Genomic DNA, 22,337 nt, shown 5'->3' on the forward strand with positions numbered 1-22,337 from the left:
CGACCAGGCGTGATCGGGCACCCTCGAAAGCCTGGTAGTGTTTACGACGTCGCCGCGAGGGAAACCCGCCGCGACAGACACCTTGTCCGGGTGGCGGAATGGCAGACGCGCTAGCTTGAGGTGCTAGTGCCCTTTATCGGGCGTGGGGGTTCAAGTCCCCCCTCGGACACCACTTCCTGTGAGGGGCGGTTCCGGCTCAGGCCGGGCCGCCCCTCACTGGTATACGGCATTTGTTGCTAGTGCCGTTCGGGGCCGGGGGTCCACAGGCCGTAGTGGTGGTACAGGCCGCGCACCACCTCCCGCAACGCGGCGCTCGGCAGCTCTGGCCGGCCCACGGGCCACTCCGGAATGAGGATCTGCTCCAGGAGCAGGCGGTCGAGGGCGTCGCCCGACGACACGAGATCACCGAGGAAGCCCGTCACCAGCTGCACGTGCTGCTCGGCCCTGGGGACCACCAGCCAGTGGAACAGCCAGACGGCCACCTCGACGGCCCGGCGCCGCAGCTCGCCGTCCAGCTCGGGGTCGTCGTCCACGGGCCGGACCGGGAGCAGCAGCCGGGCGTGCAGGAGTCCCTTGCAGAGGTCGCCGATCTCGCCCTCGGAGTAGTCGCGGTCCCCCAGACAGCCGAGCACGATGTTCTGGGCCTGGCAGTTCAGCGGCACGGTGAGGATGCGGAGGAGGTCGGGCACCGACGCCTCCTGCAGGATCCTCCGGCGGTACGTGCCCCGCAGGTCGTCGGCACGGGGACCGAACGGCTCGCACAGCTGCCTGATCAGCTCCCCGCGCGCCTGCGTCGTCATGCTCTCCCCGCTTTTGCGGCGCCTTTTCGTCCTGGGGTGCGGGAGGCTGCTGAGGAAGGGCGTGTCGAGCGCCTCCCGGCCGACGCGCTCCCGCTCCTCCCGCGACCGCCGCACACCCCGGCCACCGGGGGCGGGGGGGCTGCTGGGCCTGGGCGGATAGGCAAGGGCCGCACCCTCACCGAGGGAGGCAGCGGCACCAGGACGCGCGCCCCTCCCGGCGGACGGGTCGGCGCCCCCGGGCCCGACACCGGACGGACCGGGGCCCGCGCCCCCGTCGACCGACGGGGCCGGCCCCGCAGCTCCGACTCCCGAGGAGCCCAGGCACAGGCCGCCGTGGACAGCCGGGGCCGGGCCCGCAGGACCGACACCCGAGGCACCGGGACGCAGGCCACCGTCGACCGACGCCGCCGGGCCTGCGGGACCGCCACCCTGACCGGGACCCACGCCGCCACCGACCGACGCGGCCGGCCCCACAGGACCGACCCCCGAGGCACCGGGACGCACGCCTCCCTCGACCGACGCAGCCCGGCCCACAGGACCGACACCGGACAGACCGGGACCCATGCCTCCACCGACCGACGCGGCCGGGCCTGCGGGACCGACGCCGGACGGGCCGAGGGGCACGCCTCCATCGACAGCCGCGGCGGAGCCGGGGCCCGTGCCCTCCCCGACAGACGCGGCCGGGACCGCAGACCCCACGCCGGACGAGCCAGGGCGCACGCCCCCACCGACCGACGCGGCCGGACCCCCAGGACCAACGCCGGACCGACCTGGGCGCAGGCCTCCCTCGACCGACGGGGCCCGGCCTGCGGGACCGGCACCGGACAGACCGGAGCGCACGCCCCCGTCGACCGCCACAGGACCGAGACTCGCCGGGCCCCCGGACCCCCCACCGGACCCGGCCGGGCCGGCGGTTCCGACGGGGGGCGCGGTCGGGTCCGTCCCGCCCGGTCCGGCCGGCCCGAGGGCCGCTGCGGCGGTACCGCGGGCCTCCGGCACCGTACCGGGGGCCCGCGCCGCGGAACCGGGGTCCCAGCCGTCCCCGCCGGATGCCGGCCCGGCCGGGGCGGAGACGTACGGCGACGAGCCCGAGGCGCCACGGGGCCCCGCTCCAGGGCCCGGAGGCCCATCAGGCCCGCGAGATGCCCGACCGGCCGGACCAGCCGGACCAGCCGGACCCGAGATGTGCGACGCCTTGGCTTCGGGCGCCTCACCGGCCGGGCCAGGGGGGTACGACACCGAGCGCGACCCGTCGGAGGGACGCGTTGCCGGGTCCGGGGGCCGGGCCGCCCCGGCGCGGGGCTGCTCGGGCGGGTCATCAGCGCGCGCTGCCCCGCCGGGAAGCCCGGCCGTGGGACCAGGCGCCTGGGCCGCCGCCCCGTGCCCCCGGCCCTGAGGCCCCGAGCCGGAGGTCCGCGGCTGCGGTCCCGGAGCCCATTCCGCCGACCCGGGCTCCTCGGCAGAAGCGCGAAGATCCGGGCCGGGCGGTCCAGCGCCCCCCGGCCCGCGCCCCGGTGGGGAAACGGTGGCGTCCGGGGCCGGCTCTCCCCGTCCCTGCCAGCCGGTCGGCAGGGGCAAGGAGGGAGACGGGGACGGGTTTCCCGGTCCTGCGGGGTGTCGGTCGCGGTCCCGTGGGTGCGCCTGCCAGGCCTCCCGGTGCGTCCAGATCTCGCCCTCCGCTTCGGCGTCCGGCGCCCAGGCGTCCGACGGGGCGGCGCGGTTCGGAGGCGGCCGCTCGTCGTCCCGTGCGCGGTGCGGGCGGCGCGGGTGGCCGGTCAGCGCCGCTTCGACGCGGTCGTAACGCTCCTCCTCCGGCAGGGCCGCCGCGTCGGCCGCACGGTCGAGAGGGCGGGGGTAGTTGTCCAGCGAACCGGTGGCGAGCCAGTCGCAGTAGTGGGTGACCAGCATCCGGGCGAGGACCGCCGCGTGGTCCTGCTGGACGTCCGTCAGCCTGATCCGGCGCAGATCCGCGTCCTGGACGTGGGAGCGGCGCCAGTCCGGCACGAAGACCACCCGGTGCGGATGCCGGTCCGAGGTGTCGTAGGTGGCGTAGGTCCAGCCGTCGTGGCCGAGCCAGCCGCCGAAGATGTCGCACAGGGCCCACAGGGCCGACAACGCCGGGTCCGGCGGCCATCCGTCGGCATGACCGGCATGACCGGCACGACCGGCGGGCAGTTCCCGGGAGACGGCCTCGGCCACCGCCTCCAGTTCACCGATCCGGGCCGACACCCGGCCACCCGGCTCCCGCAGCAGCTCGGCGACCAGGCGCACCAACGGCTCGCGGACCAGGACCACACCGTCCCGCAGCGGCCCCTGCCTCCGGTCCGCCAGCTTCTGGAGGTCCTTCAGCGCGAAACCCGGGATGGCGCCCCGCGCCGAGTCGAACCACTTGTCCTCCTTCCACGGGCCGGCGCCCAGGGCCAGACAGCGGCGGGCAGTGAGCGCCCCGGCCGGGGCCATGAGGGCGTGGCAGATGTTGCTCTCGCGGTTGTTGCCGTCCTTCTCCGGCATCCTCCGCAGCAGGACCGCCCGGCCGCCGTGGATCAGCCGGACCAGGCTGACGCGCTCTCCGCCCCCCTTCACCCGCAGCACGGAGCCGCGCTGCTCCGCGAGGTCTCGGGCGACCCGTTCGTCGCACGAGTACGCCACCGCGGTGATGCCCGCGCCCCGGGCGGCACCCCGGCTGCCCGCCCACCGGAACACCATCTGGTGGACCACGCCGTTGCCGTCGCTCACATCCCCACCTCGGCGGGGCCGTCGGCACCCGTGTCGCCGAGCATGCCGCACATGGACAGCACCGAGACCAGCGGTTCGAGGACCCGGCGGGGCCGGACGCCGTGCACGAAACGGTCGTCGCGGTACTGGCTGCCGGTCGCGGAGGCGAAGTGCAGGGTGCAGCGGAGCACGCTGTCGAACGGCCGTACCCAGGCAGGTCCGGCGTAGTGCCGCAGAAACGCGTACGCGTCGCAGCTCTCCGCGCGCAGCCGGGCGGCGGAGACCTGGGGCATCGCCGGTTGGGACAGCCAGCGGTCCACCGGGGGTTCGAAGCGCAGCAGGTCGCACTTGTTGATCACCACGGCGGCGGCCACCCCGAGGTACGTGCCGGTGCGCGGCAGCCGGTCGAGGACGGTCTGGAAGGCCGGGTCGCCGCCGCGCGTGTAGCGGAAGGCGCCGCGCAGGGGATCGAGCTGAGCGTGGGGCAGCGCGCGCAGCGGGTCGACGACGAAGATCAGCGCGTCCACGCCCAGCATGAAGCGCAGCAGGGCGTCCGTGCGCCGCAGGTCCTCGCCGCTGAGGTCGAAGAAGGCGAGCGGGCGGGTCCTGCCGTCCGCCCCGGTGAGCAGCAGCGCCTCCTCGAAGGTCGCGGAGGTCTCCAGCTGCGGGGTGTGCTCCAGCATGATGCCGGAGCGCAGTACGTCGACCTGCTCCTCCATGAACTCCCGGTGGTCCTGGGGGTTCACGGACTGCCAGGTGATCCCGTACTGCTCCAGGCCGCCGTCGGTGATCTCACCGATCATCTGGGTGAGCAGATGGGTCTTGCCGGTCGCGGAGTCGCCGACCATCGCCACCGTGAGGGGGCTGCCGTTGGTGAGGTAGGGGACGGGGATGTAGTGGGGGGTCACCCCGTCGGTGTTGCGGCAGCGCTGGTAGGCCGAGCGCAGGGTGTCGGCCCGGCGCAGCGGGCTGGTCTGGCCACTCAGGTCCAGGCTCTGGTACTGCTGACGGTCGTCTCGCACGAACAGGTGGCGTTCGTCGTAGGAGACGATTTCCAGGCAGTAGGGGCAGAGCATGTCGCGTGCCGAGGAGTCGGACATGAAGGGGCTCACCGGTAGCCACCCCTTTCGGTACCTGCGGTTTCGGGATCCTGTGCGGTCGTGCTGCCGCCGTAGAACCAGGTGCTGTCGTCACCGGCCGAAGCGGCCGAAGCGGCGGGATCGGCCGGACCGAGTGGACCGAGCGGGCCGGGCGGGCCGAGCGGGCGGTCGGGGCCCGACGAGCCGGTCGGGCCCGTCGAGCGGTCGCCGGCGGTCTCCGGCGCCGACGCGTGCCACGGCGGCTCCTGCGGGGGCGGGGCGACGGGTGGCGGCGGCGGGGTACGGCGCAGGGAGGCGCGTTTGCGGCGCAGCGCGGTGTCGAAGTCGCGCCGGTAGGGGTCGAGGGGATCCGGCTTGCCCGCGGCGGGGACGTCTGCTCCGGCGCCGGGCATGAGCAGGTGCAGCAGCTGGCCTGGCTGCGGCCGGTCGGCGGCCCGGGGGGCGAAGACGGGTGCGAGCGTCTGGGCGAGCGAGGGGTGTGCCGTGAGGTCCGCGGACGGTCCGTCGAGGTGCCCGGGGCGGCCGGTGACCAGCTGGTGCATCACCTGGCCCACGCTCCACAGCGCGTCGCGGGCGTCCGTGAGGCCCTCGCCGGCCCGCTGTTCGGGGGAGGCGTAGGGCGGGATGCCGAACGGTCTGCGGGGGAGGCCGAGCCGGGTGACGGAACCGAGGTCCCAGAGCTGGATGCCGTGCTCGTCCCAGCGTACGGCGGCCGGGACGATCCCCTGGTGGACCAGGCCCACGGCCTCCATGAGCCGTACGGCGAGCACGAGGTCGCGTTCGATGACGCGCTGCTGGCTGGTGGACACGCCCTGGGCGAGGGCGGCGACGGAGGAGCCCCGGGGGGCGGCGTAGACGATGAAGGGCTCCGCGGCGTTGACGTCGTGGCCGACCGGGACCGGGAACAGGCCGCTGTAGCGGGTTCCGGAGTAGGCGCGGTGCAGGGTGAGCGCGGCGGCGATCTCGGCCTCCATGGCGGTCTGTGCCGTGTCGTTGCCGAGTTCGGTCTCGGGCAGCCGGACCTGCAGGCCGGACCGGTCGTCCGGGAGCTGCACCCGCCGGCCCACGGCGGGCGGGCGGACCATGCGCGGCAGGTCGGCGCCGAAGCGGGCCTTGACCCGCATCGGGGCGCCCTGCGCCGAGACCATGGTCAGTTCGCCGAACTCACCGGCGGCCGCTGACCGGTCGGCGTCGGCCGGTGTGCCGGGGCTGCTGCCCTGCGGTCCCGGGTGTCGGTCGTTCACCATGAGGCTCCCCCACTGTCACCGTGCGACAGGCCGCTGTCGGCCCTGTCCCCCACGTCGTCCACCGCGTCGTCCACCGCGTCGTCCGGGGGGCGGACCCGGACGCGTACCGTCTCGACCGCTCCCGGGCGCAGGGCGGTCACTCTGATCGCGCCGACGAGACGGCCGGACGACATCCACACGGTGTCGTCGGACTCGGCCACGGGGGCCGTCCCCAGCGCGGTGCGCACCGCGCGCGGCGCGAAGCGGATGACCCGCATGGCCGCCGGATCGCGGCTGAGCAGCGGCAGCTGGGCGGGCGAGCACAGCGACCGCAGCCGGTCGACGGCCTCGGGGGCCAGTGCCTCCCGCACGGGCATGATGCCGCTGCCCAGCAGGGCCATGGCGTCGCCGCGTCCCCGTCCGGGCCGGGTGAAGGGCGGCGCCGCCATCACCCCGCAGAGCTCCAGATGGCGGCGGGCGGTGCCGAACCCGTCGCGGACGGCGTGCGCGAGGGTGTCGGCATGCCGGTGCGCGGACGGGGCCGGTGCCGCGACGCCCCAGAACCGGCGGAGGGCGTCGACGGTGGCGTCCGCGAGGTCGGCGACCAGCGTGGGCAGCAGCTCCGGGCCGCCGTCGGCGCTGGTGTGCACCAGCCAGGGCGGTGTTCCGGGGACCACGGGCCGGTCGTCTCCGGGGGCGGGTTCCCAGGTCCCGTGCGGGGGCGCCGCTTCCTCCCGGGGACCGTCCTGCAGCCAGGGGTCGGCGTCTCCCGTACCCGCCGTGTCCTCGTGCCACCGGCCCTCGGACCAGTCGTCGTCCGGCCATGCCTCACCGGTCCAGCCGTCGTCGTGCCGTACGGCGGGCTCCGCGGCGTCGGGCGGCCCGGCGGGGCCGGGGACGCGCGCGCCCGTGGCGGTACGGCCCTCGTGGGCCTCGGCGGCGCTGCGGCGCAGCACCACGGCCAGGGCGCGGGCGGAGTCGGCGCACCGGGTGCGTTCGCCGGCGGCCCACCACTGCTGCCGCATCGCCTCGGCCAGCACCGAGTCCACCCGGTCCAGCTCTTCGCGCAGGACGGCGAGTCCGGAGCGCTCGCACCAGTCGTCGACGTCCCGCACCCAGTCGACGCAGCACAGTAACGCGCAGACCAGCGCCGCCAGCGCCGCGCCGACGACGCCCGCCCACAGGGGCGGGTCCAGCGCCCGCCCCAGCAGGAACCCGCCGACGGTGCCCACTGCGGCGGACACCGCCCGGGGGACGGCGTACTGCCTGATCGGGCCGCGTACGGCCGCTTTCGGTCGCCGGGCGGCGGCCAGGGCGCCGCCCGCCAGCAGCACCAGCACCGGCAGCAGCGCCAGCAGGGTGCCCGGCCAGCGCACCGCTCCGGCCAGGGCGAGGAGCGCCGCGACGGCGGCGAGCCGCCCGGGACCGGCGGAGGAGGCGTGGAACGGATGGTCGACCCCGACGGCCCCGACCGCGCCGACGGCCCCGACCGCCCCGGTGGGGTCGTCGGGCGGGCGCCGGTCCAGTCGGGCGGCGAGGCCCGCGGCCGGTACGGGGGCGACCCGTTCGGACAGCGAGGTGAGCCGGCCCGCGACCGTGTGCAGGGCCAGGCCCCGGGAGAGCAGGCCGAGGGTGAAGGTGCCGAGTTCCTCCTCGGTGCTCTGGGCGGACGCTGCCGTGGAGCGCGCGGCCGCCGGCGGTGTGATGCCCAGCCGGTCGAGGACGGCGGCGGACTCGGCGGGCGCCGCCCCGGGCGCCCCGCCCTCGCGGAGGACGCGCGCGACGACCTCGCGGTAGCGGCGCAGGGCGTGCGAGGCGTCCTCCAGCGCACGGGGCAGGGCCTGCGCGGCGGCTCCGCCGGTCAGCAGCGCGACCGGCCGGGCCAGGTCCGACCATGCCGTCTCGGCGGCGGCCAGGGCGTCGGCGCAGGCGTCGCGGTCGGCCGCGGCGGGCCCGCCGGGGCGCAGCAGCCGGTCGGGGGCCCCGCCCGGGGCGGCCGACAGCAGTTCGGCCAGGGGCCTGGGCAGCTCGGCGGGCGCCAGGTCGGCCCCGTCGGCCGGGGGCCGGGCGGCGGGGTCGCCGGCGAACCGGGCGAGTGCCGCGTGCCAGGCCCGGTCGCGGGCGTCGGCCGGAAGGTCGTAGGCGAGGACCCTGGCGGACAGTGCGGCTGTCGCGGACGGACAGCCCAGGACGGCTTCCAGCACCTCGTCGAACAGCTCCGGCGGGCCCAGCAGCTCGACGAGCAGTGTGACGGCGGCCTCGTCGCCGAGGGGGCGGTCGTGCCCCTCCTCCGCGCCGCACTGCGGGTCGGAGACCCAGAGCACCCCGGCTCCGGCGGTGCGCAGCACGGTCGGCAGCCGCAGCCGGCGGCCGGGGACGTGGGCGGCGGCGGGGGCGGGGTCCCCGACGACCACGCACAGGACGCGCGGCGCGGTCCGGGCCGGATACGCCATGACGCGTTCGTACAGCTCGGTGTGGACGGTCAGGCCCTCCGCCGTGTCCAGGAGGAGGAGGCGGCGGGGGGCGTGGCCGCCGAGGCGGGCACGGCCGAGCTGTTCACGCAGGGCCCGGTCGGTGGCGGCGGGGTCGGCGGGACGGCCCGGCGGCGGCCGCAGATCGAGGACGGCCACGCCGTCCTCGGGCCTCGCGTCGTTCACCGGGGGTCTCCCTTCCAGGGGTCGTGCTCGTCCGCGTCGTCCCATTCGTCCTGGCCGTCGCCGTCGGCGATCCCCCAGGGCACCGAGGCGTCGCCGCCGGGCCAGGGGGCGTCCGCGGGCGCGCGGTCCGGGTAGGGCGGGTAGCCGGTGGGCTGCTCGGTGACGGGGACGGTGCGGCCCGCGGTGGGCACGTGGGCCCCTCCCCCGCCGGGCCAGGGGGGCGGCGCCCCGTCGGCCGGGGCGCCGGGGGCGGAGCCCGGGCCCGGGTACGCGGGGCCTTCGGCCGGGCGGTGCGCGCCGTTCGCCCCCGGGGCGGAGTGATCGGCGCTGTCGGCCGCCCTCGCGGGGTGCCCGGCACCGGCGCCGGACCATCCGGCAGCGCCGTCGGCCGCCGTACCGGACGAACCCGGCCCGCCGGTGCCCGACCACCCGGCCGGACCACCGGCCGACCCACCCGACGCAACCGGTCCGCCAGTGCCGGACCACCCGGCCGCACCGTTGGCCGCCCCACCCGAAGCACCCGGACCGCCGGTGCCCGACCACCCGGCCGCACCGTTGGCCGACCCACCCGACGCCCCCGACGAACCCGGCCCGCCGGTGCCCGACCACCCGGCCGGACCGCCGGCGGACGTGCCCGACGAACCCGGGCCGCTGACGCCCGACCACCCGGCCGCACCGTTGGCGAACGTACGCGAGGAACCGGGGCCGTCGGCCGGGGTGCCCGGTCCGCCGGATGTGGCTCCGGGCCAGTGGAGGGTGCCGTTGGCGGCCGTCTCGGCGGCCGCCGGGCCCTGCCACGGCGAGGCGGCCGGGCCGGCGCCGCGCCGAGGGGCGCCGTGGGGCGGGCGGGACGCGGGCGGGTCCTCGCGCCGGGGCGCGGGCACCGGGCCGATACGGGTCCACTCCTCCAGCCCCCGCAGCGTCGACTGCACCGCGCGCTGCTCGTTGGGGAACGCGAGGTCGAGGGCGCCGGGCAGGGCCACGGACCAGAACTCCCGCAGCGGGCGCAGCCATTCGGCGATGCGGCCGCCGTACATCCGCTCCCGCTCGGCCAGCAGGGACAGCTGGTGCGGCGCCACCTCGTGGACCAGTTTGAGGTAGAGCGGCGAGGGGCGACTGCCGGAGGTGCCGAGACCGGCGGGCAGGGTGTCCATGAGGACCCGGCAGTACGATCCGACGACCGCGTCCTCCTCCAGCAGCGCCCAGCGCTCGTAGGCGCGCAGCAGGCTCGCCCAGCTCGACACCCCGTCGCGGTAGTCGTCCAGCCGGAGGGTCAGACCGGGGACCTCGGGGCCCATCTCGTCGTGCAGCCGCAGCGTCACGCGCCGCGGGGACGCCGGGTCGCCCTGGACGTCGACCCGGCCGTTCCAGATGACGCAGAGCAGCCGCTGCAGGATGTGTCTGCGGTCGTCGGCGGTGCTGGCCAGCCAGGGGTCCTGGTAGCCGAGCCGCTGCCGCCAGCGCAGGGCGTCGTCGTCCCGGCGGCTCTCCTGCGCACGGGCCCACTGGCGCATGACCTCCCGGGCGCCGGGCACCTCGGTCAGGCTCATCTCGCTGCGGAACAGCACGACGGTGATCGAGGCCGTGTCGACGGGGCGGAAGACGATGCTGCGGCGGCCCTTGGGCAGGTGCAGCCGCTTCTCCAGGTAGTCCTCCACCACGGTGCGGCGGCCATGGGTGCTGGGGTAGGTGATGAGGACCTTCAGCGGGCCGTTGCCCTCGGGGGTGAAACCGGCGGGGAGCAGTCCGGCGAGCTTGTAGGTGAACTGCTCCAGGGCGGGCTTGCTGACCTGCCGGACGGCCTGGCCGTCGCCGACGGCCGCGGACAGCAGCGTCCCCATGGCGGGCAGCAGCGGCTGGGCGCGCTGCTGGGTGCCCGGTTCGGCGAACAGCTGCTCGACCCGTTTCTGCAGGACGGTCTTGACCTCGGCGACGGCGGCGGCCGGGTTGCGGCGCCCGGTGGTGAAGGCGGCCTCCCAGTGGTCGGCCGAGACCAGGTGGGTCAGCAGGTCCGCCTCGTCGCCGGAGCGCCCGAGCTGGGCGCTCTCCACGAGACGGTCGATCAGGTCCTCGTAGAAGTCGCGCAGGCTGCTCTGCGGCGGGAGCAGGTAGGAGACGCCGGCCCGGTCGTCGTACAGCTCCTTCAGTCCGGCGGCCCAGGCCCGCGGTTCCTCCTCCAGGTGCTTGTCGAAGGCCTCGACGAGCTGGCCGATCTCGTGCCGGAGCTCCTCCGCCGCCCGGCGCCAGCGCGGCTCCTGCCGGTCCCAGGCGCGGTTCCAGATGTCCTTGGCCCGCCACTCGTACCAGAGGTCCTGTTCGGCGAGGGCGGCGAGGACCTCCTCGTCGCCCCAGCGGGCCCGGGACAGACCGCCGGCCCGGCGGTGGATGCGGGGCACGGAGGGCGGCTGGATCTCGACGCCGTCCGGGCGGGCCGGTTCCTGGCGGCGGTTCTCCAGCATCCCCAGGAAGCCGAGGCCGACGGCGCCGGACTGGCCGGGCACGCCCTTGACGACGGCCTCCAGGCTCAGCAGGTCGACCTTGCGCAGCATCTGTTCCGCGGCCACCCGGGGGACGAAGGCGTCCGCCCACGCGGGCATCTGCCGCTGGAGGCGGGTCTCCAGTTCGTCGAGCAGCCGCTGCATCTCCTCCAGCCGGTTGCGCAGCGCCTGCTGGATCTCCGTAGTGCCCTTGGGCACGGGGTCGGGTTCGGGTGCGGGCAGCGCCTCCCGGCGCCAGACGGGGGCGATCCCGGCGGCGGTGAACATCTCCTGCACCAGGGGGCGGATGTCCAGCGAGGCGTGCGCCTGCGGGTCGGAGAGCCGGCGGACCGCCAGGGCGAGCATCCGGGCCGCGACCAGTTCGGCGAGTTCGTCGAGGGGGGAGGTCATGGCGGCGACCAGGCTGGTGGAGATGCCCCGGTGGCCGATGCCGGTGGCGGAGCGGGTCCGGCGGTCCACCTCCCCGTTGATGAAGTTCGAGGCGAACGTCTGGTCGTCGTGGTCGGTGCCCTTGCCGGTGTCGCCGAGGTCCGTGCCGATCAGGGACAGCACCAGCGAGACCATGGACCGGCGCAGGTCGTCGGGGCGGATGCCGGCGGTGGGACTGAAGAGGAAGGCCGTCGGTACGGTGCCGGTGCGCAGCCGGACCGGGTGCATCTGGGGATAGCGCATGGCCGTCGGGTCGGGGCGGCCGGTGTCGCCCAGGTTGGCCTTGGCGTCGGGGACGTTCTGCTCGTCCACCAGCCGGGACAGGTCCACCACGGCACGGGCGGCGTTGAGTTCGGCCCGGCGTCCGCCGCCCTTGCCCGGCGGGAAGGCCTTGGGCATGACCACCAGCGGGTAGATCCGGGCGGGCAGGCCCTTCTCCCGGAAGACGTGCCCGATCAGGTACAGGTAGTCCAGGAAGATCCCTGCGCCGGTCCCGCCCGCCACGGAGAACGCGACGAACACGTCGCAGCCGCTGAGCGGTCCGCCGCCCAGTTCGCTGAGTTCGCCGCCGGACAGGCCGATCGCGTCGATGGCGCGGCGCAGCGGTTCCAGCACGGGGGCGGGGCCCTCGCGCAGGGTGGCGAACAGCGCGGCCCGGCCGACGGTGGGCAGTTGCCCGGCGCCGCTGCGCAGCGGGGTGACCTTGGGTTCGTCGTCCACCGGCGGCAGCCAGCCGCTGACCTCGGTGCGCAGCTCGGCCCGGAGCATCTGGGTGACCTCGGGAGAGCTGTCGAACTCGGCGGGCAGCAGGTCGTGGGTGGCGCGCGCGGTGCGGGAGTACGCCGGCCGCAGCGCCGGCTCGGCGCTGATGTGCGGCAGTTTGGCGAGTTCCGCCTCGCTGTAGTCGGCGTACACGAACTGGACGCAGTCCGGCAGCTGGTGCGGGAGCCGGCGGCCGTCGCCGGTGAGGGCGGTGCCGTCGGGCCCGCAGAGTTCGGCGCGCAGGCGGCGCTCGAGTTCGGCCCCTACCAGGCCTCCCGTGCCGCCCAGGCCGACGAACAGCATCGGCTGGAATATCTTCATCGTGCGATCCCCTCTGCCCGGGCGGTCGCCTGCCCGGCAGCGTGTCTGCGTGGCCCGGTCGCTGCTACGGACCGGTGGTGTGATGGGGCGGGAGAGCGGCGGGGCCCTGGTGGCCGGCGTGGTGGCCGGGCCTCGCCGCGCGGTCACAGGTCGGGGTCGTAGGGGCGCTCCGCTCCGGACGCGGGTACGCGGTCGGTGCGGCGGGACGCCGGGGTGTCCTCGCCCCGGCGGGGCGGGCGGGATGCCGACGGGCCGGGCCCGGCCTGCCGGGCGAACGGCCAGCGGCCGCCGGCGCGGGCCGGCCGTCGCTGGGTCCCGCCCGTCGCCCCGGTGCGGCCCGTCCCGCCGGTGCGGCCCGTCCGGCTGCCGGCCGAGTCGATCCGCAGCAGCAGGCCGTCGGAGAGCGGTGCGCTCCTGCCGTGGTCGACGCGGGTGCCGGAGCTCTTCCCGGGCGTGCGCAGCAGCGCCATGCGCTGGGCGTCCCGCCGTACCGCGTACGGGCCCCGCCGGTCCGGCACCAGCCGGGGGTCGCCGCCCTGGCCGGTGAGTACGGCGAAGCAGTACTCCGGACCGCTCGTCTTCACCGTGATGGTGCTGACGGAGCGGTCCGGCTGGCCCTCCCCGCCCGGGACGAGGAGGGTGAGGACCAGTCCGCGCACGTCGTGGACGCGCCGCGACTCCAGCAGCCGCCAGCCGGCGAACGCGGCGCCGGCCGCCAGCAGCAGACCGAGGGCGAGCAGCAGGAGCCAGTGCTTCTGCGGCCAGGTCGGCTCGGGCGTGACCCGTACGGCCACCAGGCGGGCGTCCAGCACCCGTGCCGAGCGCGCCGTGTCGTAGACCACGATCTTGGCGGAGAGCCGGCCGGGAGTCACGTCGGGTCCGACGCGCACCTCGGCCCGCACGGTCCGGGTCTGCCCGGGGGTGAGGCGCACCCGCGACGGAGTCACCGTCAGGTCGCCGTGGCTCGTGTCCTCCAGGGCCAGGCGCAGCGTGCGCGCGGTGGTGGAGTCGTCGGACGCCTTGAGGGTGACGGCTACCCGGCCGCCCGGGTGCACGGTCGCGTCAAGGACGCCCAGGTGGGCCTGTACGTCCGGGTTGACGGGCGTCACGCCGGTCACGAAGGGCCGGTGGTCGGCGGTGAGTCCGAGGGCGGTGAGCACGCCGGTCACCTTGAGCGAGCCCTTCGCCGTCGACGGGATCGTGACGGTGCCGGTGAACCGGCCGTCGCCCGCCCGGCTGTCCTCGTCCTGCCCGTCGTCGGAGAGCCGGACGGCCTGCCGGGTGAAACCGTCGCCCTCCAGCGACGCCGACACCTTGAGGACCTTGAGGTCGGCGGGGTCGGCGACCGGCCGGTTGTTCCAGGTCTGGAGCTGGAGGCCCACGGTGGCCCGCTCGCCGGCCCGCGGGGACGCGGGGGTCATGACGATCGACGACCGCAGCGCGCCGCGCCACTGCACCCCCACGCTGGCAAGCTTTCCCCGGTGGCCCTCGGGCGCGGTCAGGTTCACGGTCCAGGTGCCGGGGCGGGGCGCCACGATGCGCAGCGACTCCACCTCCTGGTCGGTGCCGGTGAGTTCGTAGGACGAGATGCCGTCGTCGCCGCTGCCGTCGATCTCCTTGCCGCCCGGGGCGCGGATGCGCACCCTGACCTCCGGGTCGCCCTTGGAGACCACGATGGTGGCCAGGGTGGCCAGCGGGGAGATCCGCAGCCGGAACGTGGCGGGCGGGGTGTCCTGGTGGGTGGGGTCGGAGATGAGGCAGCGGGCGCTCGCGAAGGCCTTGTGGACCGCGTCGCCCAGGGCGGCGGAGTCCTCGACGGTCCGGGAGGCGGGTTTGGCCTGGGGCAGGTCGACGCAGGCGCCCTGGTAGCCGCCGGCCGCCATCTCGCGCAGGCCGGCCGCGTCGACGTCACCGAAACCGAGCGGCCAGATCTGCACCTGGGCCGCCCGGGCCTCGGCGAGGGCCCGCGTCAGCTCCCGCCTGCCGTTGGCCTGCCTGCTGCGCTTGTCGTCGCCGTAGGCCTTGCTGCTGCTGACGTCCAGGACGCCGTCGGTGAGCAGGAAGAGGATGCGCGGGGCGGAGCCGTCCCCCTCGGAGAGACGGGCGATGCCCTGCCGGATGGCGGCCGGGAAGTCGGTGCCGGTGCCCTGCCCCGGGCGTCTCCGGTCGAGTCTGCCGACGCAGGCGCCGAGCTTCTCGCGGGCGACCTCGCTCAGCGCCGTCGTCGGGCACACCTCGTCGACGGCCTGCTGTGCGTCGTCGTCCGCGCTGGCGAAGCCGAACACGGTCAGCCGCGAGGCGGGGGATATCTCGCTCAGCGCGATGCGCTGGGCGGCGTCCCGCTCGCGTTCCACGTCGGGGCGGCTCAGGCTGCTGGACTCGTCGACCGCCACGGCCAGGCTGATCGGGTCCGGTGCGTCGCCGGGGGCGGCCGCGCGGGCCGCCCCCGGCGCCTGTCCCACGGCGGCGGTACCGGCCAGCAGCATCGCCGCGAGCAGCGCGGTGGCGCCGCGGGCGACCTGACGTCTTGCACATTCCCGCCCATTACGGACATGACTGATGAATAGTTTCCCCACGATCCCCACTTCGCCTTCTGAAAGTGCCCTGTTCTGTGCGCTGCCGTGCGCTGCCGTGCGCCGGTCAGCCGGTCAGCTGTCAGCCGTCAGCCGGTCAGCCGGTCAGCCGGTCAGAAATCCCGCCGTGGCGCAGGCCAGACCCACGAGGACCCAGAGGACCCCCCACCTGATCCAGCGGTACTTCTCGGCGAGGATGACGCTGATGTCGACCGCCTGCGTCAGCAGCCAGACCGCCGGATCACGCCCCGCCCGCACCGCCGCCGCCCTGATCCCCTCCATGCCGCCGTCCTCGTGCAGGGCCAGGACGTCGACGTAGTAGGTGAGGCCCGGACCGCTGCGCCGGGTGCGGCTGCGCGGCAGGACCACGCGGACCAGCGCGCCGGCCCCCGCCAGCCATCCGGCGAGCGCGAGGACGAACAGCACCGGGGCGGCCGGCGTCCGCCCGTGCGGCAGGCCGGTGATGCCCAGTAGCACGGTGGGCAGCGCGATCACGAGTGTCAGCAGGAACGACGCCTTGGCGTCGGCCCGTCCGGCGTCCTCCCGGATCACCGCCAGCAGTCGCGCGGCCACGAACTGCGCGTCCGGCTCACCGGCCGAGCCCGGCCCCCCGGTCACCGGGCGCTCTGTCCCCCGCCGTCCGGCGGCTCCGGAGCGGTGTCCCAGTAGTCGTCGTCCCGCCTGCGGCGACGGGCACCACCGCGGTCGGCGGCGCCCCGGTCCTCGTACGAGGGCCGGTCGTCGTACGGGGGGCGCTCGTCGTACGAGGGCCGCTCGTCGTACGAGGGCCGCTCGTCGTACGAGGGCCGGTCGTCGTACGAGGGCCGGTCGTACGGCGCGGGACGGTACGGCTCCGGGTCCGGACGGTACGGCTCGGGGTGGTAGACCGGTGGCTCGTACGGCTTGGGCTCGTACGGCTCGGGCTCGTACGGCTTGGGCTCGTACGGCTCGGGCTCGTAGGCCTCGGGCTCATACCCCTCCGGCGGATACGCGGTGTTCGGTGCGTCCGGTACGCGTGCGCGTGGTGGCTCGGCGTCCCGGCCCCCCGGACCGTGCCGCGGTTCGGGCTCCCGCATCGGGAGTTCCCTCGGCGCCGGGACGAAGGGCGCGGGCACGGCGGGCGGGGTGAAGCCGCCTGGGGCCATCGAGGCGAGCACCCTGGTGCGCAGGAACCCTTCCAGCTCGGGGCTGGTGATCCGGCCCTGCTGAAGCATCCGCAGGAAGAACTCCTGCGTCTCGCGGCGGCCCTGGGCCTCGTCCTCGCGCATCATGTTGATCACGTCGGCCACGTCCTCCTTGCCGCCCACGGCCATCAGGTACGTGAGCCGGTCCTCCGCCGAACCGGTCGTCAGCCGGGAGCAGGCCGCGAACCTGCGCGCCACTTCCTCCTGTTGCGCGGTCTGCTTACGCGCCTCCGCGACCTGGTCGAGCCGGATCTGGTCGGTGCTGACCTCCACGAACATCTGGGTGAGCAGGCCCGCGTCGGCCCCGAGGTCGGCCCAGCGCCCGGCCTCGGTCTCGGCGAGGATGGCCTGGTTGGCGCGCTGCGCGTCCTCCACCGCGAACCGTCCCGAAACCTGCCGCAGCCGGGAGACGATCTCCGGCCCGAGGTCCCGCTCGATGCTGGACAGGCGTTTCTCCGCGACGAGTTGGAAGTCCGTCACCTCCCAGCGCACGGTGACCTTCGTACGGAAGCAGGAGGCGGCGTCCGCCGCCGGCAGGTCGAGGCTGAAGACGGTCGTGTGGCGTCCCCTCGCTATCTCGCAGACGCTCACGGGCCGGGCGTAGAAGCGCCGGGGCACGAGGTGCTCGGTGCCCTTCGAGGTCACCAGGCTGCAGCCGCCCCCCTCGTAGTAGACGACCGAGGCGATCTCGGCGCTGGTGTGCCGGAACCTGGCCCCCTGAAGCACCCGTTCCCGCAGATACGGTCCCGCGATGTTCTCGGGAAGGCCGCCCCTCTCCGGCTGCCCGTTCTCGATCACCGCTGCTCCCTTCCTCCGGCCCGCAGGCCTGCCCCCACCGTGTCGAGCACCTGGCCCATGAAGCGTTCGTCCATCGGTTCCGCCGGGTCGGCGGCCATCGCCTCCAGGGCCCAGCCGAGCCGCTGCCAGTCCCGTTCCTCGCGCACGAGCAGCGGGAGGAACCACACCAGCGCCCGCAGCAGTTCGCCCGCCGCCGCGTCCGGCCGCTCGCCCGGCGGTGGCCGGTCCCGGTCGAACACATAGGTCCGGCGGCCGTCGGCGGTCACCGCCGCGTCCTGTTCCGCCGCGCGCAGCCATCCGCACAGTCCGTCCAGGGCCCGCTCGCCGGAGAGATGGCCGTCGAAGACCCGCCAGAGCAGCCCGGCCAACGGCCCGGCGGCCTCCGGCACGGTGACGGCGAGCGCGAGCGGCAGCGGCCAGTCGCGGCGCAGGCCCATCCCGTCGTCGACGGCCGTGGTGTCGGCGCGGGGCACGGCGGGCCGGGTGGGGACCGGCTGCCACAGCCCCGGCATGCGCAGCGCCGTGGCGGGACCGGCCACCGTCTCGGCGCCCACCCGGCCGGGCCGTCGCGCCGCCCGCGCCGGGGCCCCCGCGGCGACCGCGCCTTCCTCACCCCGGTGTCCGCCCCGGTCGTCCGGGGTGTCGTCGGCGGAGGTCTCGGGTTCCCAGTAGTCGTCGCAGCGGGCCGTGCACAGCCGTACGCCGGTCAGCAGCGCGAGGTCGCGGCGGTCCCCGGTGATCTCGGCCGCCCACTCACCCAGCAGCGTCAGTGCCTCGGCGGCCCTGCTGCCGGCGGCCAGCCGGGTCAGGGCGTACGAGGCGACCTGGAGGTGGGCGCCCTCGTCCCGGGTGCCGAGCCGGCCGAGCAGTTCCACGGCCGCGCGGGTGTCCGGTTCGGCCCGGCCGTGCCCCAGGACCAGGGCGGCGGTCCAGCGCAGGCCGGCCGCGTCCGCGTGCGCCCACTCGTCCACGACGCCCCGGACGGCCGTACGGTACGGCTCGCGCCGCCCGGCCTGGTCCAGTGCCGTGGCGGCCGCGTACCGCCGGCGCGGGGAGCGCGCGGAGGCGAGCGGGGCCACCAGTTCGGCGAAGCCGTACCCCGGGTCCGCGCTGCACAGTTCGCCGGCGGCGAGGGCGGCGCGGACCCAGACCTGCGGCCGGGGGTCGTCCGCGAGGGCGCGCAGCCAGCGCACGACGGGCGCTCGGGCCGCGTGGTGGCTCTGCCAGACCTCGGCGAGCACGGCGCCCGCGAACGCCGGTCCCTGGTAGTGCACCGTGCGGACCGGCAGCGGCACCCCGGCCAGACTCTCGTCCTCGGCCTCCCCGAACTCGGCGCGGCTCGCCGCGAGCACGCCGTCCCAGTCCTCGGCGAACACCGGGCGTCCGTGCTCCCGTCCGGGCATCCGGGCGGACAGCAGTTCCCGGGTCAGCAGGTCGGCCGCGTCGGCCACCGCGCTGAAGGCCTCGCCGTCCAGGACCGCCAGGGCGACCCGGAACGCCAGGTGCCGCAGCAGGACGCGGGTCGCGTCGTCGGCCGTCTCCCGGCCGGGCCGCCCGGGCTCGCCGGTGTCCGTGACGACGGGCCGGTGACGGGCGTCGGCGAACCAGACCCGGACCTGACCTCGCACCAGGTCGCCGCACCGGTCGAGGAGTTCGGGCCGGCTCAGGTCGCCCCGCAGGTGACGTACGAGCAGCTCCGCCAGCGCGTCGGTCTCGGCGGGGCGGAGCCGGGCCGTCGGGATGCCCAGCGCCTGCCGCAGGGCCGGATGGCGCAGGATCCGTTCTCCCCGGTCCAGCGCGTCCGGGCCCGCGTCGTCGGCGTCCGCGAGCCGCCGGGTCAGGTGCCAGGAGAGCAGTTCCCCGGCGGGGGGCGCGGGGCAGCGCAGGGCATGGCGTCCGGTGAGCAGGGCGCTGGCCGGGGTGGACGGGGAGGCGACCAGGACCGCGTAGGCGTCCCGCCGGGCCAGGGCCGCGGCGAGGGCACCCAGGTGGGCCTCGCCGGGCGGGGTCCAGTCACCGGGCAGGTCGGGCAGGTGGAGGACGAACCCGCCACCGCGCGCGACCCGTCGGGCGACCCTGGCCGGGTCGCGGAGGATCCGGCCCAGCGAGGACACGTCCAGGCGGGTCACCCGGCCGGGAGCGAAATCGCCGTCGCCGTCGCCGTCGCCGTCGGCATCGGCGTCGGCGTCGGCGTCGGCGTCGGCGTCGGCGTCGGCGTCCGGGTCCGGGTCCGGGCCCGGGCCCGGGTCTTTGACGTCGTCGCCGGCGCCGGCGCCGGTCAGTTCCTCCAGCAGGCACAGCGCGGTGGTACGGCGTCCGGTGCCGGGCGGCCCGACGAGGACCAGCACCCGGCGCTCACGCAGCGCGTCCTTCAGGAGCTGGTAGCCGTCGGGGGCGCGGTAGGTCAGGCTCAGACGGCGCAGTTCCGCCTCCGGGACCTCGCCCAGGACGGCCGAGCCGCCGTCGTCGCCGCCCAGGTAGACGTTGCCGAAGTGGGCGTGGCCGAAGCGGGTGCGGTCGAACACGCTGCTGTTGCCGCGGATGCTGAACCGGGCCCGCCCCTCGGAGCGGGCGCGGTTGGCGGCCCGGGTGCTCCCGGCGGCGCCGTCGGAGGCGAGGGGGTCCTGCATGGCGTCCCGGAAGCGCTCACCCTCCCGCTGCCGGTGTTCCTCCCACTCCGCCCGCGCCCGCCGGTCGGCCTCGTCCTCAGCGCCGGCGTCGGACCGCTCGTCCCGGCCGTCCCGCCCGCGGTCCTCGCCCCCTCCCCCGTTGTCCCGCTCGCCACGGCGGTCGTCGTCCCGCTCACCGCGCCGGTCGCCTCGGCCGTCCCGGTCCCGGTCCCGGTCGCGGTCGTCCCGGTCGGAGCGGTGGTCCCGGTCGCCGTAGTGCTCCGCGCCCCCGCCGCCGGATGCGCGGTCGTCGTACCGCTCGCCGCCCGGCACCCGTGCCCCGGCCCGCTCGGCGGCCCACGGCTGCGGCGCCTGGGCGGGGCCCACGGCCGCCGCCCCGCCGACGCCGTCCGCGCTCATCGGGCGCCTCCGTCACCGTCGCGGGGACCCCGGGAGACCCGTCTGCCGAAGTGGCCCCCGCGCACGACGGAGTCGGTGATCACGAAGTTGTCGCCCTCCGCCACGTCGATGTCGAAGTGGGCGCCCGGTTCGCCGTCCGGGTCCCCTCCCCGGTGAGGGACCCGGACGGCTTCCTTCCGGCCCGCCCGCGAGGGCGTGCCGTCGGCGCCGGTGCCGACAGGCGCCGGCCGCTCCCGGCGCTCCGTGACACCGCGCCCCGGGACACCCGTCGAGTCCGCCGGGTCCGCCGGGCCAACCGGGTCCGCCGGGTCCACCGGCTCCGGCTCGCCCCGCACCTGCGACTCGTCCGTCCCGACCGCCCCGGCCGTCCGGTCAGGCGCGAATCCCTCGTCCCCCGGCACCACCGGACGGGGCTCGCCGGGCACGTGGAACCAGGCGAGGGCCGGACCCTCCTTGAGGGTCAACGACGCCGAGCGGTAGGCGGACGGCTCGATGAAGCGCCCGCCGTGCCGGATGACGTCCTGGTACAGCCGCTCGGACGCCACGCACACCAGGTCCCGCCCAGAGCGCTCCAGCACCGCCCGGGTGACGGCGGCGTCGGCGAGCCGGCAGACCAGGTCCATCGCCTCGCCGGCCAGTCCGTTGTCGTCCTCCTCCACGGGACCGACGTGCAGGGCGACCCGCAGACCGAGCGGCCGGCTGCGCTCCTCGTTGAGGGGCCGGAGCCCCTGGTGGACCTCGGCCAGCCACGGTCCGATCAGATGAGCGGGCGGCACCCGTGCGTCGAGCGCGGCGATGAAGCCGTCACCCCGGTCCTCCCGGTGCATCTGCGCCGAACCGACACCGACGGCCCGGAAGGACCGGTCGGTCAGCTCGTACACATCCCGTCGCATGCGCAGTTTCGCGCCATGGGACAGGCTCCCCGATCCCCGTACGTCGACACTCATCAAGAACTTGTAGACAGCGCCGTTCGGCACCTGCATCGCCCCCCGCTCGCATGAACGGGGTTCAGCATTCCGGAATCCGGTTGGGCTGGATGTAGCCGTTTACACATTGCGAGGCTCGACCGGGAGCATCGCCGAGGGCGCACGCCCGGGGCGCACACCACGCACCCTTCTTTTCACTACCGCGCGCCCCCCGAATGGGTGACCACGCGACACACTCCGCACACGGGTGCACACACACCGCAAAGGGGCGGCCAAGGCTCAGAAATCGAGGCTCGCGCCCGCCGCCAGAACCTCCAGGACGCTGCGGTCGAGAATCTCGATGCGGCGCGGCCGGGTCCGTACCGCACCGGCGTCCCGCAGTGGCCTGAGCGCCTTCGCGACCGCCTCGCGGGTCGCCCCCACGGCGTCCGCGAGGTCGTGCTGCGCGAGGTCGACCGGCAGGGCGTCCCCCGTCTCCCGGCCGGGACCCTCCGGTTGCTGGAGTTCGGCGAACTCGAGCAATCGCGCCGCCAGGCGCTGCAGCACGGTCAGCGAGACGAGCGAGCGGCGCTCCTCGTCGGCGCCCCGCAGCCGGGACGCGAGCTGGGCCATGACCAGACCGCCGGCCTCGGGGTGGACGGAGACAAAGCGCCGGAAGGAGCCGATGCCCACGACCACCGCGCGCACCGGCCCGAGCGCGGTGACGGTGGCGCTGCGCGGCGAGCCGTCGGCCATGGCCATCTCACCCACCAGTTCGCCCGGTCCGCGCAGCGCCAGCAGCAGCCGGTAGGAGCTGCGGCCGGTGCTGATCGAGACCGCCGACCAGCCGTCCAGCAGGACGACGACGGTCCGGCCGGGCTCGCTCTCCCGCATCAGGTGCTCGCCCGGCGCGAACGAGCGTTCGGCGCCCAGGGTCAGCAGGTCAGCGCGCAGCGGCGGGGCGAGCGCGTGCAGAAACGGTTGCGTACGGTCCGTCAGCGCCATGCGGGCCCCCTCGCGCCCCGGCCGGACAGGCCCGCCGGAAGAGTGAAGAGCAGTGAGATTACTGGATGCACGGGTGTGTGTGACGGTACGTCAGGGGTCAGGCGGCCTGAACTGCGGCTTTGTCCCCGGGGGCTGTGCGCCGGGCGTGTGGCGCGTCTCGCATTCCCCCGTCGAACACCAGGTCAGAGGGGTCGGGCGGCCCCGAACGGGCGTCTTCGTGTGGCCACTCGAACAGGGCGAGCATAGCGTCGTACTAAAATATCCGGCTTGTTACGGAGCCGGTCCGGACAACCCCAGGCAGACCTGCGGGCCCGCCGGCACCCCGGAGGCTTCCG

General features: G+C 75.8%; 11 protein-coding genes and 1 tRNA gene. 1 reads left to right on the plus strand and 11 read right to left on the minus strand.

Annotated features, from left to right (window positions below):
* Positions 1-84: 84 nt before the first annotated feature.
* Positions 85-172, plus strand: a tRNA-Leu gene (locus tag AQJ58_RS16180).
* A gap of 64 nt (positions 173-236) precedes the next feature.
* On the opposite strand, the gene AQJ58_RS42510 is transcribed toward AQJ58_RS16180, so the two are convergent.
* From AQJ58_RS42510 to AQJ58_RS16235, 11 genes are all read right to left on the minus strand, one after another.
* Positions 237-3,536 (minus strand): hypothetical protein, encoded by a 3,300-nt coding sequence (locus tag AQJ58_RS42510; RefSeq protein ID WP_067250604.1) that lies wholly within the window; start codon positions 3,534-3,536, stop codon positions 237-239.
* Positions 3,533-4,615: a hypothetical protein gene (locus tag AQJ58_RS16190; protein ID WP_067250606.1), complete on the minus strand. Its 1,083-nt coding sequence runs from the start codon at positions 4,613-4,615 to the stop codon at positions 3,533-3,535. Before AQJ58_RS16190 ends, AQJ58_RS42510 begins: the two co-directional genes overlap by 4 nt.
* An 8-nt stretch (positions 4,616-4,623) precedes the next feature.
* Positions 4,624-5,862: a hypothetical protein gene (locus tag AQJ58_RS16195; protein ID WP_067250609.1), complete on the minus strand. Its 1,239-nt coding sequence runs from the start codon at positions 5,860-5,862 to the stop codon at positions 4,624-4,626.
* Complete coding sequence (locus tag AQJ58_RS16200; protein WP_067250611.1) at positions 5,856-8,498, minus strand: hypothetical protein; 2,643 nt, start codon at positions 8,496-8,498, stop codon at positions 5,856-5,858. The genes AQJ58_RS16195 and AQJ58_RS16200 overlap by 7 nt, the downstream gene beginning before the upstream one ends.
* Complete coding sequence (locus tag AQJ58_RS16205; RefSeq protein WP_079078958.1) at positions 8,495-12,508, minus strand: tubulin-like doman-containing protein; 4,014 nt, start codon at positions 12,506-12,508, stop codon at positions 8,495-8,497. The genes AQJ58_RS16200 and AQJ58_RS16205 overlap by 4 nt, the downstream gene beginning before the upstream one ends.
* 143 nt (positions 12,509-12,651) lie before the next feature.
* Complete coding sequence (locus AQJ58_RS16210) at positions 12,652-14,994, minus strand: vWA domain-containing protein (RefSeq protein WP_067250617.1); 2,343 nt, start codon at positions 14,992-14,994, stop codon at positions 12,652-12,654.
* A gap of 192 nt (positions 14,995-15,186) precedes the next feature.
* Positions 15,187-15,699 carry a Pycsar system effector family protein gene (locus AQJ58_RS16215; RefSeq protein WP_079078959.1) on the minus strand — a complete coding sequence of 171 codons (513 nt, stop codon included), beginning with the start codon at positions 15,697-15,699 and terminating at the stop codon, positions 15,187-15,189.
* Entirely contained in the window at positions 15,696-17,063 is a 1,368-nt protein-coding gene (locus AQJ58_RS16220) for a hypothetical protein (RefSeq protein WP_067250619.1), read from the minus strand. The genes AQJ58_RS16215 and AQJ58_RS16220 overlap by 4 nt, the downstream gene beginning before the upstream one ends.
* Positions 17,060-20,092, minus strand: coding sequence for a hypothetical protein (locus AQJ58_RS16225; RefSeq protein ID WP_067250621.1), 3,033 nt, complete (start codon positions 20,090-20,092; stop codon positions 17,060-17,062). Before AQJ58_RS16225 ends, AQJ58_RS16220 begins: the two co-directional genes overlap by 4 nt.
* On the minus strand, positions 20,089-21,039 hold the full coding sequence (locus tag AQJ58_RS16230) for a hypothetical protein (protein WP_159056253.1): 951 nt from the start codon (positions 21,037-21,039) through the stop codon (positions 20,089-20,091). Before AQJ58_RS16230 ends, AQJ58_RS16225 begins: the two co-directional genes overlap by 4 nt.
* Positions 21,040-21,297: 258 nt before the next feature.
* Entirely contained in the window at positions 21,298-22,002 is a 705-nt protein-coding gene (locus tag AQJ58_RS16235) for a Crp/Fnr family transcriptional regulator (RefSeq protein ID WP_067250627.1), read from the minus strand.
* Between the last annotated feature and the right edge of the window lie 335 nt (positions 22,003-22,337).

Source organism: Streptomyces sp. DSM 15324 (assembly GCF_001514285.1).
In the GTDB taxonomy this organism is placed as follows: Bacteria; Actinomycetota; Actinomycetes; order Streptomycetales; family Streptomycetaceae; genus Streptomyces.

Bases quoted from the DNA above. Each gene is read 5' to 3' on its own strand.
- AQJ58_RS16190 (WP_067250606.1), bottom strand. From the start codon at position 4,615: ATGTCCGACTCCTCGGCACGCGACATGCTCTGCCCCTACTGCCTGGAA.
- AQJ58_RS16195 (WP_067250609.1), bottom strand. From the start codon at position 5,862: ATGGTGAACGACCGACACCCGGGACCGCAGGGCAGCAGCCCCGGCACA.
- AQJ58_RS16205 (WP_079078958.1), bottom strand. From the start codon at position 12,508: ATGAAGATATTCCAGCCGATGCTGTTCGTCGGCCTGGGCGGCACGGGA.
- AQJ58_RS16210 (WP_067250617.1), bottom strand. From the start codon at position 14,994: ATGCTGCTGGCCGGTACCGCCGCCGTGGGACAGGCGCCGGGGGCGGCC.
- AQJ58_RS16225 (WP_067250621.1), bottom strand. From the start codon at position 20,092: ATGAGCGCGGACGGCGTCGGCGGGGCGGCGGCCGTGGGCCCCGCCCAG.
- AQJ58_RS16230 (WP_159056253.1), bottom strand. From the start codon at position 21,039: ATGAGTGTCGACGTACGGGGATCGGGGAGCCTGTCCCATGGCGCGAAA.
- AQJ58_RS16235 (WP_067250627.1), bottom strand. From the start codon at position 22,002: ATGGCGCTGACGGACCGTACGCAACCGTTTCTGCACGCGCTCGCCCCG.